This window comes from Parendozoicomonas sp. 209JJ7-1, from assembly GCF_058147085.1.
In genome coordinates, this window is sequence record NZ_JBYVJU010000025.1 from 1 (window position 1) to 14,619 (window position 14,619).

The window sequence follows — 14,619 nt, forward strand, 5'->3', positions numbered from 1 at the left end:
GAGGCCGGGCCACCGGTGATGTGGTGCCCGCCACTCGACTTGAAGCTCTAATCGAACCCTTTTACCCCAAGCCCGGTAATGGCCGTCGACCTCACCCTTTATCGATAATGCTCAGGGTTCATTGCCTTCAGCAGTGGTACAACCTGAGTGACCCTGCCATGGAAGATGCCCTTTATGACATCGCATCTATGCGCTTATAACTGGACTGAGCGTCCGCTTCACGCTGAAAAGCCACACAGAACCGATAAAGCGAACAGTTTCTGTGTGTAAGCAGGCTGATAATAAACTGAGAAAGAAACTCAAGCCGAGCCTTGTTCCAATTGAGGTGCAAGCTAAGCTTGTTCTGGAGTGCGGTTACGGGCTTCATGGGCAGTACAAGAGTGGTGTCTTCTACTTCCCCTCTCATAGCTGAGATTTATGGACCCGTCACACTCCTACTGAGAAAATGTCCCGTAGTTAGCAGTATGTCTACAATAGTGAGCGTTTTTACTTTACTGCGAAATACAATGCTCTGAATAACCAGGTCAAGATCGGTGATAGCCTTGAGGTGCTGGTGCATCGGGATAAACCGGCCACTGGCTCTTAACCCTGAAAACATGGTAGAGAACTGGCAGCGTGAAGCGCTTATGCTGTTCATGGGCTTTTGTGTTTGGCAAAATTGCTGCTCGGGTCTTGCCCTGTGCCAATGATGATGTCTATCGTGAGAATGCAGAGAAGATAGACAAGGTAGCTGGGAAATAAGATGTCCAGGTTATGGTAAATCACTCCGACGCGGTAATGCATCCGGTAATCGCTTGGTTGTCGTCCAGTGTGTAGTGACAGAGGAACTCTCGGGGCTTGTGTCTGGAGTGGGGTTTGGACTGTAGATGGTTGCAAACGGAGATGGCCAGTAATAACTCCTGCCTGGCAGGGTTATGACTGATAACCGAGATATGTTCCGGCTCCATATTCTCCTGAAATAGCGGAAACAGGGCTTTGAACAGGCTCTCTCTTGCAGACAGAGCCAGTGTCGTTGAATGAGACAGAGTTAGTCCAGACTTCTGCCAGAGTTCCTGCTCATTAGGGGAGAGAAAATGAGTAGAAAGTTTTTTGGCGTTTTGCTCCGATAACCACGTTTCTGTATCAACTCCAATACTACCTAACCTGTTGGGAAGAGTGGCTGCAATGGCAAAGCCCTGAGTATGGGATACAGAGCCACTCCAGCCCTCAGGTAGAAGTGGCCACCCAAGAGGGTGGCGTTTGATATCTGCTGTTTCCTGGTTTTCACCAGATCCGCCTTTGCGCAGACACTCCCACAGACAATAGCGCCCGGCCAGAAATTCTGCCTTTCGCTTCAGAGGCAGGCGCTGCATCTCGGCAGGTAGCTCTATACCCTGAAACTGAAAGTCATTGATCTGCTGCTGTGTCGGTTGAAACTGAATGCTGGAAAACCAGATATCCGGAACAGAAAGCATCATTATGCAGCCTTGGCCGGTTTGCTTTTGGCTTGTTGTCTCTTGAGTGGAGGTGCTGGTTCACTTTTCAGCAGCCGCTCCAGTTTTATTACTAGCAGAGGCAGAAGCAGGCTAAGGCCAATGGAACACAACACCACGATTTCCATATTAATCAGCCGGTTATTTTCACCCTGCTGCAAAATAAAGCTGGAGATAACCGCCGCAATGCCGGTAGCAATATGGCGAACTGCTGTCTGCAGGGAGAGATAGCCAGCCCGCTGGGGCGGTGCCGGAATTTTTGAGGCCAGAGTCTGCATAGCCACATTGCGGCTGGCATTAAAGGCCATAAACAGGGTAAAGGTCAGGAATACCGGCACCAGAGGCTGGTCCTGAAAACCAAAGAATATCACCACTATGTTACCAGTCATGGCTGCCCAGATCATAGGTGTAGCACCAAACCTGTCGGTCAGTCGTCCGGAAAGGCGGGTCACCACAAGCGTTACCAGTCCACCCACCATATAGAGCATGCCGATCTGCTCCCGAGGGAAGCCGTAGTTAAACTGGAAGAAGCCCGCCAGGTGGGGAATCAGCAGGAAACTGGCCATAATGGCTACTGCAATAGAGCTGAGGCCCAGCAGCATTTTGGGCTGACTGAGGGCGGTGGTCAGTTTCAGGGGGGAGGCCGGATGTTTTTTATGGGCATTCTGGGCTGGCAGAAGGCTGACCAGAGCCAGACTGATAAAAGACAGTACTGCAGTCAGCACAAAGGTGTTCTGCCAACTGCTGCGGAACGCGATTTCCAGCCCCAGGGGTACACCCACAACAGCGGCAATAGAGAAAGCCCCCATCACCTTGCCCATGGCCTGGCCCCGCTCTTTGGGAGCGGTGTTATCAATCACAATGGACATGGCTAAAGACGACGCCGGTCCACCAAAGGCACCGGCTAGTACCCGTGCGGCGACGATGGTCAGCAGGTCCTGAGAGAGTGCGGCCACAACCGCAGAGCCGGCAACACCCAGCACACAGAGCAGCAGGGCTTTACGCCGGTCAAACTGGTCCAGGCGGGATGAGAGCAGGATGGCAGACAGGGATGCGGACGCCGCATAAGCACCGGCAATCACACCGGACATCTCTGTGGGCAGATTCAGTCCCAGGGTAATATCCACACCCAGGGGCATAATCAGAACAAAGTCGAGAATCAGGACAAACTGAACAAAGGTAATCAGGCTTATCAGTTTTGAAGGTGTTATTTTCATTCGGGCTCGGGATTCAAGGGTTTACAGCAGTAGAGGGCAGGTAGTTTTCCGTCCACTACCAAAACATTGATATACGTTGCAACTGAGAACTATTATCATTTACATTCGTATCTGTGCGCAATAGAATCGCCGCCCAATCCAATAAAAATTTTGGGAAGGGCGGGAATGACTCTCTCATCATTCACAACACCATCAGGCTCCGCTCGTCAGAATGACAGTGAATCCTCATTTTTCTTTGCATCTCCCCGGCACACTCTGGTCGCGGACGATATGCTGACTCAACTGTCCGGACAGTGTCGTATTTCGTATCGACCAGTCAGATAGCGGAAAGTTTTTGGCCCGGCGGATTCCGGTTCAGGTGCATGGCGGTAAAGGTGGAGTGCTCTATGTCAGTGGTGGACTGGCACCGGGAGATCGTATTGCGGTTCGCGGAGCGGGACGCCTTAAGGATGGTGAAAATGTCGATATCATCCCTTGAATAAAAGAGTTTCAACCGTGTTGATGGGGCGGCGGGATGGCTTACTTCATCCAGCCGCCGGTTGCCTGAAGAACCTGATATTTGTCGTGTTCCGAGGTTACCCAGAGACTTAGGACCAACGGCTCTTTCGTCCATTCCGCCCTTTCGTCCATTCCAGTGCGTCTTTGCTTGCCAGTGTTCCGGACTCCAGGACGAAAAAATCATGGCTTATCCTGGACAAAGTATTGGTGGCCGACAGAGTATAAACCCGAGCCTTGTATACGGGGCATTGTTACAGGGCGGTTAGGCTGTTTCCTGTGAGGCAGTTTCTGGAAGCTTGCCCAGTTTCTTATGCAGCCATAATCCGGACGCTTTCATGGCAAAACCAAACACAGTACCCAGCAATAGAGAAGGTAACACCAGCTTCCAGTTGCCATTACCCGCAAAAGTTGCACAGCAACCGATAAAGGTTCCAGGAATAAAGCTGAGCCATGACACTTTCCGTTGCCAATGCGGATTCGCGCTCACTGACCGGTTCTTTCCGGTTAGCTGCTCAGGGGCTTTAAATATAGACTCGAATCTTCCACATTTGGCACAGCCTGAAGCAAGCTTTGGGTATATTGGCTCTGTGGAGCGTTAATAACCTGATCAGCGGGTCCATATTCCACAATCTTACCTGTTTTCATTACTGCCACCTGGTGGGCCAAGCGTGGAATAATAGACAGGTCATGGGTGATAAACAGGTAGGATACCCAGGGAAAACGCATGAAACCCCGCGCCACTACTGGGCTCAAACTGATTTCCATGGTGCAGAATCTTGCAAACCCGGAACTGTTTAAATTTTGCTCTTATTTCTCTCTACCCCTTGTTATATAAGGGATAGAGAGAAATTATTTACTTGCACACTGTAAACACATGCTCATGAGATATTTCACCAATAGAGGTTTTGAATCAGATAACTTCAAAATTACTGCTCTTTTCCGCGTGAAATTTTCTGAAATCCCAGTGATACCAAGGGGTTTCATGCGTTTTCCCTGTTGAACAGAGTTATGACAATCTGAAACGTCTGGCCAACTACTGGTCCCATGCCAAAGAGACTGATAAGGCCATTGATGCTTTTTATGCAGCCCTGGAGCTGGATCGGAATGGTGATTTGCAGGTGCGGTTAGCTCGTATGCTGGCCAGGGCCGAGCGTTTTGAGGAATTGTTGAAACTGATTGATCAGCCTGCTGAAGATATCACGGAAAAACAGCAGGGGAGTATGTTGTTCCTCCGTGGTATGGCTTACTACCAGTTGGGTGATATAAATGCAGCTCTCAAAGCGATGCGGAATGCGGCAACCATAAAATCCAGTCGTGGGGAGGCCAGTTCATGGATTGGGTTTCTGGAGCAGAATATGAACAGCCAGTAGTTTTTTAGCACTGTTTCAAAGTGGGTTCATCAGTCTCCTCTTCTCACCACTGCCATCAGGCTTTGTGTAGCCTGGGTGGGAGGAGGAGTTTTATTTCAAGGCTCTTTATTTTATCAGGCTTACGATAAGTAGAATCAGCTTTTGTAATGGAAAGGGTGATGTTAAATCTCCCTTTTCTGGTGTCCTGATTACTTTACAGGAAGGTTCTGGTTCGCCAAACCGTTTCGAGCCGGAAAAACAGGGGTTTTGGTGCGCTTCATAATGCAAAAATCCCGTGACAGATAACTATCACGGGATTCTCATAACTGGCGGTGGTTAGGGCCACTCAGGGAGGTCTGTTTCTCTATTTTGGGGCTTGCGTTTTCCCTGGATAACCGCTGTGTGCGGTCTTTCACCTTGCTTAACAGCAGCAAGTTATGCCCCCAGGGAATTTGTCCAACAGCCTGTTGGACATTTACTTCAGAGAGGAAGTCCGGCCATGACTCAGCAAACGCCCTCATGCAGATTATTTCCCCTTTCACCAGGGGGGTGATAGACACCAATCATCGAAGGAGCCTGATTTTTTATGTTTTGCGTCTAAGCTTGCCAGTTGGATGAATCTTCAGGACTCTGATATGCAAAGACTCTCTCGTGTCTGTGATTCTGTTATATCTTTTATGCCTTTGTTTGCCTGTCTGTTTTTTCCAGTGTTCCTGGCTGTTCTGCCACGGGCTCACGCTGAAGAGCTCCTGCCTCCTTTTGATCTGCTGGATCTGGCGGGTGTCACGCAGCAGGCTCTTGAGCATGGTGATGTCAGTGCTGTGGTAGGACTCCGGGCGATGTCTGAGCCTGCTCTTATGGAGTGGGATAAAAAGAGAGGGCCAGACAGTGCTGTACCGGTTTTTCATGCTTATGGTTATGGTGGCGGCGGTTTAACACTGGCACCTGCTATTGCTGAGTCTGTTTCCCACTCTGTGATTAATGAGGTCTTTTCTGTGCCAGGTGCCAACAGCGAGATTGTTGTGCTGGGCGCCGGTTATGTGGGTGTGATGACGGCACTTTTGCTGCGTGAACAGCTGGATGAGATGATGCGCACAGATGTTCGGGTTCGTCTGTTGTCCCATGCTTTTGCACCTGTGATGTCAGAAATGGTCGCTGGCGTAAGGCCGCCGACGCTGGCTGACAACTATGCCAGCCAGATTGCCGGCGGCTGGGTGATGCCGGTTTCTATCCGACCACTGTCTGACCATGGGCAGTGGTGTCGCCTGGTGAGACGTGCTCAGCTGCTCTGGGAAGAGATGGCTGATAACAGGGATCTTAAACTGGCGACTCACCGGGTGCAGGCTCTGGTGTTTTATGATGGCATGGCGCGTGATCAGCCGGAAAAATTCGGTATCCGGGAAGTGAACAGCCAGTGTCCGCCGGCATTGTATCCGGAGCGTGCTTTTCACCGTTCTTTCCGCGGCCCCTTTCCCGGTGCGACTCTGGTATCTGATGGTGTGTGGTTTCCCCGTATTTTTGAGCAGGTCTCGGCTTTTGAACCGGTGATTCAGACAGATACTGTTTCTGTACTGAATCATCTGACGCGACTGATGGTGAAAAGCGGTGTAGTCGTCGAACCCCTTGAACAGCCCCTTGGCAGTTTTGATGAACTCCTGAGTTATGCTGACCAGGAGAAGAGAACGGTCATTGTCAATGCGTCGGGGGCCGGCGCCTGTCAGGTGTTTGGCTGCAAGCCGTCACGTTCGGTACGGGGAGATCTGCTGGTGCTGCGGTTACCTCTATCCCATACATCGGAAAATCTTCACAATGCCGCTCGTTATACCTACCTGGCGGGTGGTTCTCGGTATATTTTTATTCGCTATAAGCTGAACCGTCCCTGGATAGATATTGTGCTGGGGGGAACCTTTATTGACAATGATGATTCTCTTGAAGTCCGCCCTGAGGCAGTCAGAGATATTTACCGGTTCTGGTTTCACTTTATGCATGCGGACAGTAGTGCAGGCGCAGAACGTCAGCTCTCATCCGCAGCGAGCCAGGCGCTGACTATTCTGGAAAACCGTGTTCTGGATGCTGTGAAACAAAGCCGTTAAAGGAGGCACCCTGGCGCTTTCAATTTTCCCGGGAGTCCGGGTGCCTGTTTGATGCAGCATCCGGACTATGACTCGCCGACCCTGTTCTTTTATAATTGTCTGGTTACAGGAATCAGGGAACACAACACCCTGCTCTGAGTCGTACAGCCTGAACAATTCATCTGTGCAGAATCCAGGGAAAGCTGATTCTAAGTGGTGTGTCTCTTGTCTGAGGCCAGTAGTGGCAAGGGGTTTCATGCGTTTTTCCTGCCATAATTGCGCAGCCAGTCGAGGTGATCTTCGCCAAAATCAGCAATATCTTCCCAACCTTCCGCACCGGCTATAACGGCGCAGATCGTCAGTAGCAGAATATCGGAAAGTTTATGAGTGACTTTCCAGCTTTGGCGTGGGTCGTGAAGTACAACGAGTCGTTCAATCAAACTGAATGCATTCATTAGGTATTCTCATGTCCATGTGAGGAATGAGAACACATTCATAATAAAGGTGTTGGGTTGCATCAATAGCTTGTGAATCCAGTCATAGCAAGGGCTTTCATGATCTTTCCCTGTGAATTGGATTGTGTGATATTTGTACAGTCGCTGAGTTTCTTGTATGTACGACAGTGCAATTTTTATTTGTGAAGATTACACGGATTGAAGTGTGATTTCGAGAGCCGACATTAATAGAATGATCTCTACGGTGAGTACCTAAAGATCGCTTCTCCAAATAATATGGAATTATACGAACAAACTAGCGTTCACTCACAAAACGTCAGGCAACCTTTCACGATAGAATTGTGATTTCTGGGTGGAAAATCACGGGTTAAGGAAGTTTTCAGCAATTTTCTCACAACCAGAATGTGAAAGGAACAGAGGTAACGGAAAAATAGTTCGTCTATCCCAACTTTTCATCAGCAATAATTTCTACCCAGACAGCTGTATCTTTATCTAGTAATTCTTGAAATTATGTAAAAGTGAGATTTGATGGCCTTTAAATAAACAGAATTTTAAGGCTTTATTGAACTTTATAAATTAATTCTGTTACCGTGAGAAAGCGCCATTTAATCATTTATCCAGTTCAGTGAGGAAAAAATCTACAACAAGTACACTCTCTCAGGTATTCATCGCATAACGCCTAAATCAGGTGCGCCGTAGGCGTCACCTGGATTTAATTGTTATGTGCGTATTTGCTTAAAACGATAATTGCGAATAATTTTTCGCAGAAAATAATTAGTTGTTATATTTTTAGAGTGGTTTCATAGAGATAAAAAATGACTCTCTGTCACTGCTTGTCAGTCAGTATTTTTTAAAAATCTCGACCTTGTTCCATATGGAAGTAGGTACAATGGGGTAAATACCATTGAAGAAACAATACTTTTCATAAATACCAAGTTCTTTTAAATACCCTAGCGCAGTGAGGAATTCTGGCTATTCAATCAAACTATTGTTAGGCTAAGTTGCCCTTTCCGATTGTTTGCACCAATGTTTCGCAACTTGTTTCATTAATAGTACGGGCGTCAGAGAAATATTGTAAGTGCTCATATTCCTCTGGCAGAGACCGCTACAGGATAACCTGAAGCTGCCAGAATAAGGTCTGGTAGTCTGAGTATCAGGCTGGGTACCTGACAGCCGATCTTTGAGGTACCTGGCAAAAGAGATCCCATGCAACTTGCAAGTCTTCTTCAGGCTGGCAAAGGTGTCACGGCATTTCCTGCCCAGTGCACTCCGGGTGCCACCGCTGACTTTCCGCCTTTTCACATATTCTCTGATTTGGCGTTCACTCAGGTTGTTGTTCAGCGGTAACCACGGGCACTCAAGCACCAATAGCAGTTCTTCCCTGACCACCATCAACTGGCTCAGAACCTTTTGTAAGTCCGGGTAGTCGACCTGCGTCGTTACCCAGTCATCAAAGCCCTTGTAGAGTCGGCGTTTCTCCGCCTCCGTGGGTGTCTTCTGGTAAGCTTCCATGTCATCGTAGAGCTGCCAGTATTGGCTCTGTATCCAGTCTTCTTCGCAGGCAAAGGACTGATCGCCACACGCCGACAGGGCTGTCACCCACTTGTCGGCCATTTTGACCTGTTTCATATACTCAAGAGCGACATCGTTAAGAAGATAAAGTGACTGCTGCCCCTGAAGACAGTGCAGGAAGTTGATTCGGCTCTTGCTGTCACTGCTGTGAAAGTAGGCAAACAAAGGATTTCCGACAAACAGGCAATACCCGTTTTTCCCCTGATGGCGGGCACCGGTATCATCCGCCTGAAGATAATCGGAACAGGCTAATCCGGCTTCCAGCAGCTCCTCTTTCTCCCGGTGGAAGTTGTCGTGGTCTTCCGTCAGGGTTCTGTTCAACGAGCCTTCTGATATTGGGCAGTCATGGTCGTGCAACCAGCCCAGCAGTAATGGTTGTGTTGTACTGCAGGAATGATACAAATTCAGCACATGAGCTTTCAGATTGTTGCCAAACCGGTCGTTGACATGCGCTGGCAGAGAAGCCGTCACGAAACTTTCCGGTGTCTGGTAACAGGCCCGACGGTACAGGGTCGTCTCAAAGAGCAATTCCAGCTCGGTATGGTGGAGGATGGTCATATGTGCTTTTCCTCTTGCCCTTTACCTCACCGCCTTCAGAGGGTTCACCTTCCTTGTTATCGGGACCGGTGACATTAGGTCTGATTCCTGGCCTGCCCTTGTGTTTTTTCAGGTGCCGGATTCAGCCCGAAGCTGCTCGTTCTCTTCAACGAGCCTGTCGATACGAGCGGCCTGCTCCTTGACGGTATCAAGAAGCTCTTGGACGAATGTGCGCAACGGGTCGTTGCCGTTACCGGGAAAAAGCGAATCAGGAAGAGGCATGACAGAGGAGTGTACAGCAGTTGAGGGCAGGTTTTATTGATCTACCGGGTTGCTTTGCCAGTTAAATATGAGCAGCTACGCTTGTCAGTCACGTCACTCAGCATTACAGGATTTCTCAAACCAGCAAAATAGTTATCGTGCTAACAAAATTACAGAGCTGGTCAAACCAACAAAATCACCAATGTGCCAAAAGCACGGGAAGCACTGTGCAACCGGCCGCATACAAGTAAATCCAGGTGACGCCTACGGCGTACCTGATTTAGGCGTTAGGTGGATTCGCCTGAAATCTCGTTTCCATCCCTTGATCAAAAAAATATAAACGCCAAGATCGGGAGGGTGAAAATACTTTCCCATTATTTTCTATATTTTTGTAGCTATTCCCGTCAAATGGGTATAGTCTATATCGAATAGTTAAAAGTAAGTTTGTGTTTATGCATAGAGCAAGTGTTCCGAGAGTTGTAACTCGTCATATTTCCTACCTTCATAAATCGTAAAAAATCTTCTAGCTCTACCGCCTTCACTTTGAGGCGAATACTTTATTAAAAATGGATATAAATATGTCAGCTACTACTATCGGTACCGTAAAATGGTTTAACGAAGAAAAAGGTTTTGGTTTCATTGCACAAGATAATGGTCCAGATGTCTTCGCCCATTTCCGTCAAATTCTAAGTGATGGTTTTAAAACTCTGACCGAAGGTCAGCAGGTTGAGTTTAAGATAACTCAAGGCCAGAAAGGACCACAGGCAGAAGAGATTCGCCCTCTCTAAGAGTGCTTGAGGGAATATCCTTAAAACTCTATTCCCTCTATAAAAATAACATGCCCACATGAAAAGGTGGCACTTTAAAAAGTGCTAATTTAATTTACAAGTTGAACCTGCACCACTGTTTTTGCCTTCCGTATCACGCAACATATGCAAATTGCTCATCCAGACCGTTTATCGATACGAATATGTATTTTCGTTTTATTTTAATAAAATTTAAAACCTGCAAAATCAACTCCTGCTATTTCAACAAATTGTTAAAATAATACTCAATAACAGGAATATCACCATATGAACTATAAAAGAACACAACCTACCAATAGACCCTGTGTTGACTGTGGAAAATTAACACCATCTAGAGCATGGATAAAGCTGGCCCTTAAACGTCCAGCAAGACTAGCCTGTTGCCCAATCTGCGAAAGCAACCGGTAATATCTAGCGATGCATTACTAACGCATATCTCCCTCTGAAAAGGCACGAGTTAACAGCCACCATACAAGAAATCCAGGTGACGCCTACGGCACACCTGATTTAGGCGTTATTCGATGAACACCTGAGAGAGTCTACTTGTTGTAGATTTTTTCCTCATTGAACTGGACAAATGATTAAATGGCGTTTTCCCGACATGCTTCATTGTATTTCTTTGAGATGGAATTATATCTGCCCAACCGATAATTTCCCCTTCGATTTCCGCAACATATTGGGAATGTTTTTTATCAATGTTGCTGCTAATGAATTTCTCTATACTTTCAAAAGAAACTGGTGGTGTGGTGAGAAGATATTTTCCTTCTGCCGCAACAGATTCAAGCGCTTGATGAAATCCAAGAATATCTCTCTTTTCTATTTGTCTGATTACGATGTTCATTGTTTACTCTTAAGTATCCTGACACCCGTTTTCATACACTGATTACCGACTAATGGTGGGTGCTAGAAGGAACAATATTCGATTACTTATGCCTGGGTACTTAGCACATAACGCTTGGTTCAGGTGCGCCGTAGGCGTCACCTGGAACTACTTGTTAGAAGGCCTATACTTGGGCCAATTTTGTTTGAGCTTTATTGTAATGAAAAAAGTAGTTATTGCTATTATGCTGATGGTATTCTCTTTACCCTCAAAAGCATTGGTAATGCCAAACCTGCGGGCAGTTTTTTGAAAGTGAATGTGCACATAACTGTAAACCATGCGCCCGAGAAGTAACGGAAAATTCCTGTGATGATAAGGATTCAGAAAAACTTGCAGAAATTTTAGGTTCCTCAGGCTTGGCGTTACCACCAAGCAACAACTATAACGCAGCCAGTTGTATAAACCTCTGTTTGTGTGGAAATCTGCAAAAAAATGAATTAGGCGTTGCTCCCTTTCATTGGTTTTATCATTTACTTGAAAATCTCAAATTATATGATGGAGATTATCTACCCTCAAATTTTGTACTTAGTAGACATGGTATTGATATTCTTGAGGCTACATCTAGGTATTCACAAAATAGAGATTTTTTAGAGAATTTAAATGTACACACAAAGATAGAATCATGGTCAAATGAAATATACCCTTTTGATATTGATTCTTGGATGACCTTTGAAGCAAAGTTATGTTGCTGTCAGGCTGATGGAATAGATGTAGATTATTCTTTATGTAAACTTATTTATGAATCTTTACTTTATTTTTCTGATTTAGCAGAAGATGGTTTACCCGTCCATGAATTTCCTATAAAGCAAATAGAACTTAAAAACTGCTTTATTTCATGGCTGAAGTCCCTTGGCTTAATATCTAATGATACATCTATGAATTTAACAATTAGAGGTCGCCACATTTTCAAAATGTTAAGGGATGGTTATCCTAAATATCGGTAATGCTACAAATGCGTTGAATCCGTATATCTACAACTGACAGCATTGGTACCATCTGTCGTTTTGAGTACTTATGGCAACCATTGAAGTCGTTTGTGTGCACTGCAGCCAAACAAAAGGTGTCGTCAGAAACGGAAAAGCCCCCTCGGGACTCCAGCGCTACTACTGCAGAACCTGTAAACGCAGCTTCCAGATTGACTTCATCTATAACGTAAGCGGACGATATAGAGGGGGACTTCCCCTACTTGTCCAAAGGTGCTTTTAACGGATTGTGCCCGAACTTGTCTTTCCAGTTTCGGGGGATCAGGTCTGCGACCTGTCTGGCAGGGTGAAGGCTGATGCGCTGGAGGACATCAACCAGATATTTGTAGGGATCAACGCCATGGAGCTTGCAAGTCACCAGCAAGCTTTGAACGATGCCAACATGCTCGCCACCCAATTCTGTCTAGCAGAAGAGGTAATTCTTTCTTCCCATCGGGATACAACGAAGGGCTCGTTCGAGGTGATTGGTATCCGGTGAGACATCCGGTTCTTCCAGAAACACCCGCATCTGCTGCTCATGGTTGCGGGCGTAATTGATGGCTTTGGTCAATGGGTTTTGAGGCGTCAGGTCAATGCGCTGACACTCTTGCTGGCACCAGGCAAAGAACTCATCCACTGCGGGCTTTGCATGGGTTTGCCGGAACTCTTTTTTGTCCTCGCCAGTTAGCGCCTTTTCCCGGATGACAGCTTCTGTTTGATAAAGGTTGCCGATAATGTCGAGGGCCTTTCCTGCCGCAGCGGGTTCCGCACCTTCTGATTTTACGAAGTAGCGGCGGGCATGCACCCAGCACTGGGCAAGGGTGATGTCTTCCCTGCGGTTGCAATAGCTGTCGTACACTGGATTACCATCTGAGAGTACGATGCCTTGCCAGTTTTCCAGAAGGGATTCCAGGTGCGTGACTGACTTGCTGGTCGAGAAGGTAAATACCACCTCGTCCTGAAGACCGTAGATGGGCCAGAACCAGGCGTTCTGCATCTTCCCTTTTTCTTTGCGGCCCACCTTCATCGGTGTTTCATCGATAGCCGCAACCCGACCGGCCAGAACACTTTTCAGCAAGGCGCTATAAATGGGGCGCAACAGTTCAGCGGTGTTTTTCACTAATAGCGTCAGAGTGCTTCGACTAATGGTGATACCACTCATAATCATGCGGTGATGCTGGCGGTGCAGTGGCAGATGATGAACAAACTTGTCGATCAACATGCCGGCCAGCAGGCTCACATCGGCAAGACTTTTATCGAAGACACCGGCAGGCGCGGGAGCCGACGACAAGGTTTGTGTAGGCTTGTGCCGTAAAACCGGGCGGCGATGTTCCAGAATCACATAACTGCCCGGCCTTTGGGCTAAACGGCGGGTGACCTTGTAATCAATCACTTCGTACTGGTCAGCATCCTCGCCTTGCAATTGGGGGATATCTTCTTCAATGATTTCTACGGGAACATCGCCTGTAAAACGCAATCCTTTATCGGTCACACAGTTGTCAGCACGTGCTTTCTTGCTGCGACGCTTGCAGGTGATGGTTTCTTGTGGTGCGGGTACGGTGGCTTCTGAAGGCGCAGTTAAAATGTCCGCAAGGGTCACCTGATCGGGGTTTTGAACGATCAGGCGCTTTTCTGATTTTTGGCCGAACAGCTGACGTTTGAACCAGTCCAGCTGGGATTTGAGGCTCTCAACTTCCTGGTGTAACCCGGCATTGACCGCCAGCAACTGTTCAATCAGTTGTTGCTGAGTGGCGGTCGTTGGCAGGGTAGATCCATTCATGGCGAATGAGAGTAGACGGTTCCCGGCGATTTGCAGGACGGATGACGGTATCTTTTGTAGTGGCGCGCAGAACGGGTATCGACACCTTCCAGAATCAGTTTGAGATCCGTCCACTCCAGCACCTTTTTGACAGCATCCTGCGCATGGGTGTGGAACTGGCCTTGCTCCAGTCGTTTACTCCAGAGACAGTAGCCGCTGCGGTCGAAGTACAGCACCTTGCACTGGGTGCGTTTGCGGTTGATAAACACGTACAGGTGTCCGGCCAGCGGGTCGTCCTGCATCTGGTTTTTCACCAATGCTGACAGGCCATCAAAGGATTTGCGCATGTCAGTCGGTGGTGTATAAAGCCAGATGCGGACACGGGATTCGGGGAAGAACATACTACGCTTGCCGCATTTTCAGCTTTACGCCGCCGGGCAGTTCCAGTTCCATATCCCAACCGCCTGGTTTTGGTTCGTTCTCCGGTACTGGCACTTCTACCCAGTCGTTAACCGGTGATACTGTTGAGCGAGTGTCGTCCAGTTTTTTCTTCCAGCTACAGAATGTTGCCAGGCTCAAACCGTGTTGAAGGCAATAGGCTTTTTGCGGCAGGCCGCTGACCTTCTGATCGTTGATGATCTGCTGCCATTGTTCGGGCGTTCTGCGGGAAAAGGGTTTGTGAAACGCTGCGATGTCCATGGTTTGCTCCGTTGGGTGAACTGGAGCAAATGTGGCCTATTGGATAAGGGTTTTGTAGAGGCCGGCTTTCGACCGCTTAC

The 14,619-nt window shown here is 47.7% G+C and carries 17 protein-coding genes and 2 pseudogenes; 6 read left to right on the forward strand and 13 right to left on the reverse strand.

Annotation, left to right across the window (positions count from 1 at the left end; genetic code table 11):
- A pseudogene (locus tag ACY2RQ_RS18320) lies at window positions 1-194 on the forward strand (transposase); the annotation flags it as partial.
- Between the two features lie 567 nt (window positions 195-761).
- Here ACY2RQ_RS18320 and ACY2RQ_RS18325 read toward each other — a convergent pair.
- From ACY2RQ_RS18325 to ACY2RQ_RS18345, 5 genes are all read right to left on the reverse strand, one after another.
- Window positions 762-1,457 (reverse strand): 4'-phosphopantetheinyl transferase family protein, encoded by a 696-nt coding sequence (locus ACY2RQ_RS18325; protein WP_490114451.1) that lies wholly within the window; start codon window positions 1,455-1,457, stop codon window positions 762-764.
- Window positions 1,457-2,689 carry an MFS transporter gene (locus ACY2RQ_RS18330; RefSeq protein ID WP_490114452.1) on the reverse strand — a complete coding sequence of 411 codons (1,233 nt, stop codon included), beginning with the start codon at window positions 2,687-2,689 and terminating at the stop codon, window positions 1,457-1,459. Before ACY2RQ_RS18330 ends, ACY2RQ_RS18325 begins: the two co-directional genes overlap by 1 nt.
- 316 nt (window positions 2,690-3,005) lie before the next feature.
- Window positions 3,006-3,371: a hypothetical protein gene (locus ACY2RQ_RS18335; protein WP_490114453.1), complete on the reverse strand. Its 366-nt coding sequence runs from the start codon at window positions 3,369-3,371 to the stop codon at window positions 3,006-3,008.
- Window positions 3,372-3,449: 78 nt separating this feature from the next.
- Window positions 3,450-3,674, reverse strand: a complete 225-nt coding sequence (locus ACY2RQ_RS18340; protein WP_490114454.1) for a DUF1097 domain-containing protein — start codon at window positions 3,672-3,674, stop codon at window positions 3,450-3,452.
- A 17-nt stretch (window positions 3,675-3,691) separates the two neighbouring features.
- Window positions 3,692-3,913 (reverse strand): ABC transporter ATP-binding protein, encoded by a 222-nt coding sequence (locus tag ACY2RQ_RS18345; RefSeq protein WP_490114455.1) that lies wholly within the window; start codon window positions 3,911-3,913, stop codon window positions 3,692-3,694.
- A 392-nt stretch (window positions 3,914-4,305) separates the two neighbouring features.
- On the opposite strand from ACY2RQ_RS18345, the gene ACY2RQ_RS18350 reads away from it, so the two are divergent.
- Window positions 4,306-4,557 carry a hypothetical protein gene (locus ACY2RQ_RS18350; protein WP_490114456.1) on the forward strand — a complete coding sequence of 84 codons (252 nt, stop codon included), beginning with the start codon at window positions 4,306-4,308 and terminating at the stop codon, window positions 4,555-4,557.
- Between the two features lie 299 nt (window positions 4,558-4,856).
- On the opposite strand, the gene ACY2RQ_RS18355 is transcribed toward ACY2RQ_RS18350, so the two are convergent.
- On the reverse strand, window positions 4,857-5,057 hold the full coding sequence (locus ACY2RQ_RS18355) for a hypothetical protein (RefSeq protein WP_490114457.1): 201 nt from the start codon (window positions 5,055-5,057) through the stop codon (window positions 4,857-4,859).
- Between the two features lie 114 nt (window positions 5,058-5,171).
- On the opposite strand from ACY2RQ_RS18355, the gene ACY2RQ_RS18360 reads away from it, so the two are divergent.
- A complete protein-coding gene (locus ACY2RQ_RS18360) occupies window positions 5,172-6,629 on the forward strand; it encodes an FAD-dependent oxidoreductase (RefSeq protein ID WP_490114458.1) in 1,458 nt (485 codons plus the stop codon).
- 248 nt (window positions 6,630-6,877) lie between these two features.
- Here the strand turns inward: ACY2RQ_RS18360 and ACY2RQ_RS18365 are convergent.
- Window positions 6,878-7,063: pseudogene (locus ACY2RQ_RS18365) on the reverse strand (transposase family protein); the annotation flags it as partial.
- Window positions 7,064-8,059: 996 nt separating this feature from the next.
- Window positions 8,060-9,193, reverse strand: coding sequence for an IS66 family transposase (locus tag ACY2RQ_RS18370; protein WP_490114459.1), 1,134 nt, complete (start codon window positions 9,191-9,193; stop codon window positions 8,060-8,062).
- A gap of 818 nt (window positions 9,194-10,011) precedes the next feature.
- On the opposite strand from ACY2RQ_RS18370, the gene ACY2RQ_RS18375 reads away from it, so the two are divergent.
- On the forward strand, window positions 10,012-10,221 hold the full coding sequence (locus tag ACY2RQ_RS18375) for a cold-shock protein (protein WP_490114460.1): 210 nt from the start codon (window positions 10,012-10,014) through the stop codon (window positions 10,219-10,221).
- 532 nt (window positions 10,222-10,753) lie between these two features.
- Here ACY2RQ_RS18375 and ACY2RQ_RS18380 read toward each other — a convergent pair.
- Window positions 10,754-11,080: a GNAT family N-acetyltransferase gene (locus ACY2RQ_RS18380; protein WP_490114461.1), complete on the reverse strand. Its 327-nt coding sequence runs from the start codon at window positions 11,078-11,080 to the stop codon at window positions 10,754-10,756.
- A gap of 395 nt (window positions 11,081-11,475) precedes the next feature.
- Here ACY2RQ_RS18380 and ACY2RQ_RS18385 point away from each other — a divergent pair, with 395 nt between their 5' ends.
- Together ACY2RQ_RS18385 and ACY2RQ_RS18390 are read left to right on the forward strand one after the other, a co-directional pair.
- On the forward strand, window positions 11,476-12,063 hold the full coding sequence (locus tag ACY2RQ_RS18385; protein WP_490114462.1) for a hypothetical protein: 588 nt from the start codon (window positions 11,476-11,478) through the stop codon (window positions 12,061-12,063).
- Between the two features lie 70 nt (window positions 12,064-12,133).
- Window positions 12,134-12,325, forward strand: coding sequence for a transposase (locus tag ACY2RQ_RS18390; RefSeq protein WP_490114463.1), 192 nt, complete (start codon window positions 12,134-12,136; stop codon window positions 12,323-12,325).
- On the opposite strand, the gene ACY2RQ_RS18395 is transcribed toward ACY2RQ_RS18390, so the two are convergent.
- Genes ACY2RQ_RS18395 through tnpA form a run of 4 tightly spaced genes read right to left on the reverse strand, consistent with a single transcriptional unit; the run spans window position 12,302 to window position 14,539 of the window.
- Window positions 12,302-12,499, reverse strand: a complete 198-nt coding sequence (locus tag ACY2RQ_RS18395) for a transposase domain-containing protein (RefSeq protein WP_490114464.1) — start codon at window positions 12,497-12,499, stop codon at window positions 12,302-12,304. The genes ACY2RQ_RS18390 and ACY2RQ_RS18395 overlap by 24 nt on opposite strands.
- Window positions 12,500-12,505: 6 nt before the next feature.
- The gene (tnpC, locus tag ACY2RQ_RS18400; RefSeq protein ID WP_490114465.1) at window positions 12,506-13,861 is read right to left on the reverse strand and encodes an IS66 family transposase; all 1,356 of its coding nucleotides are present in this window, start codon (window positions 13,859-13,861) and stop codon (window positions 12,506-12,508) included.
- Window positions 13,858-14,241, reverse strand: a complete 384-nt coding sequence (tnpB, locus tag ACY2RQ_RS18405; protein WP_490114466.1) for an IS66 family insertion sequence element accessory protein TnpB — start codon at window positions 14,239-14,241, stop codon at window positions 13,858-13,860. Before tnpB ends, tnpC begins: the two co-directional genes overlap by 4 nt.
- Before the next feature lies 1 nt (window position 14,242).
- Window positions 14,243-14,539, reverse strand: coding sequence for an IS66 family insertion sequence element accessory protein TnpA (gene tnpA / locus ACY2RQ_RS18410; protein ID WP_490114467.1), 297 nt, complete (start codon window positions 14,537-14,539; stop codon window positions 14,243-14,245).
- Window positions 14,540-14,619: the final 80 nt, after the last annotated feature.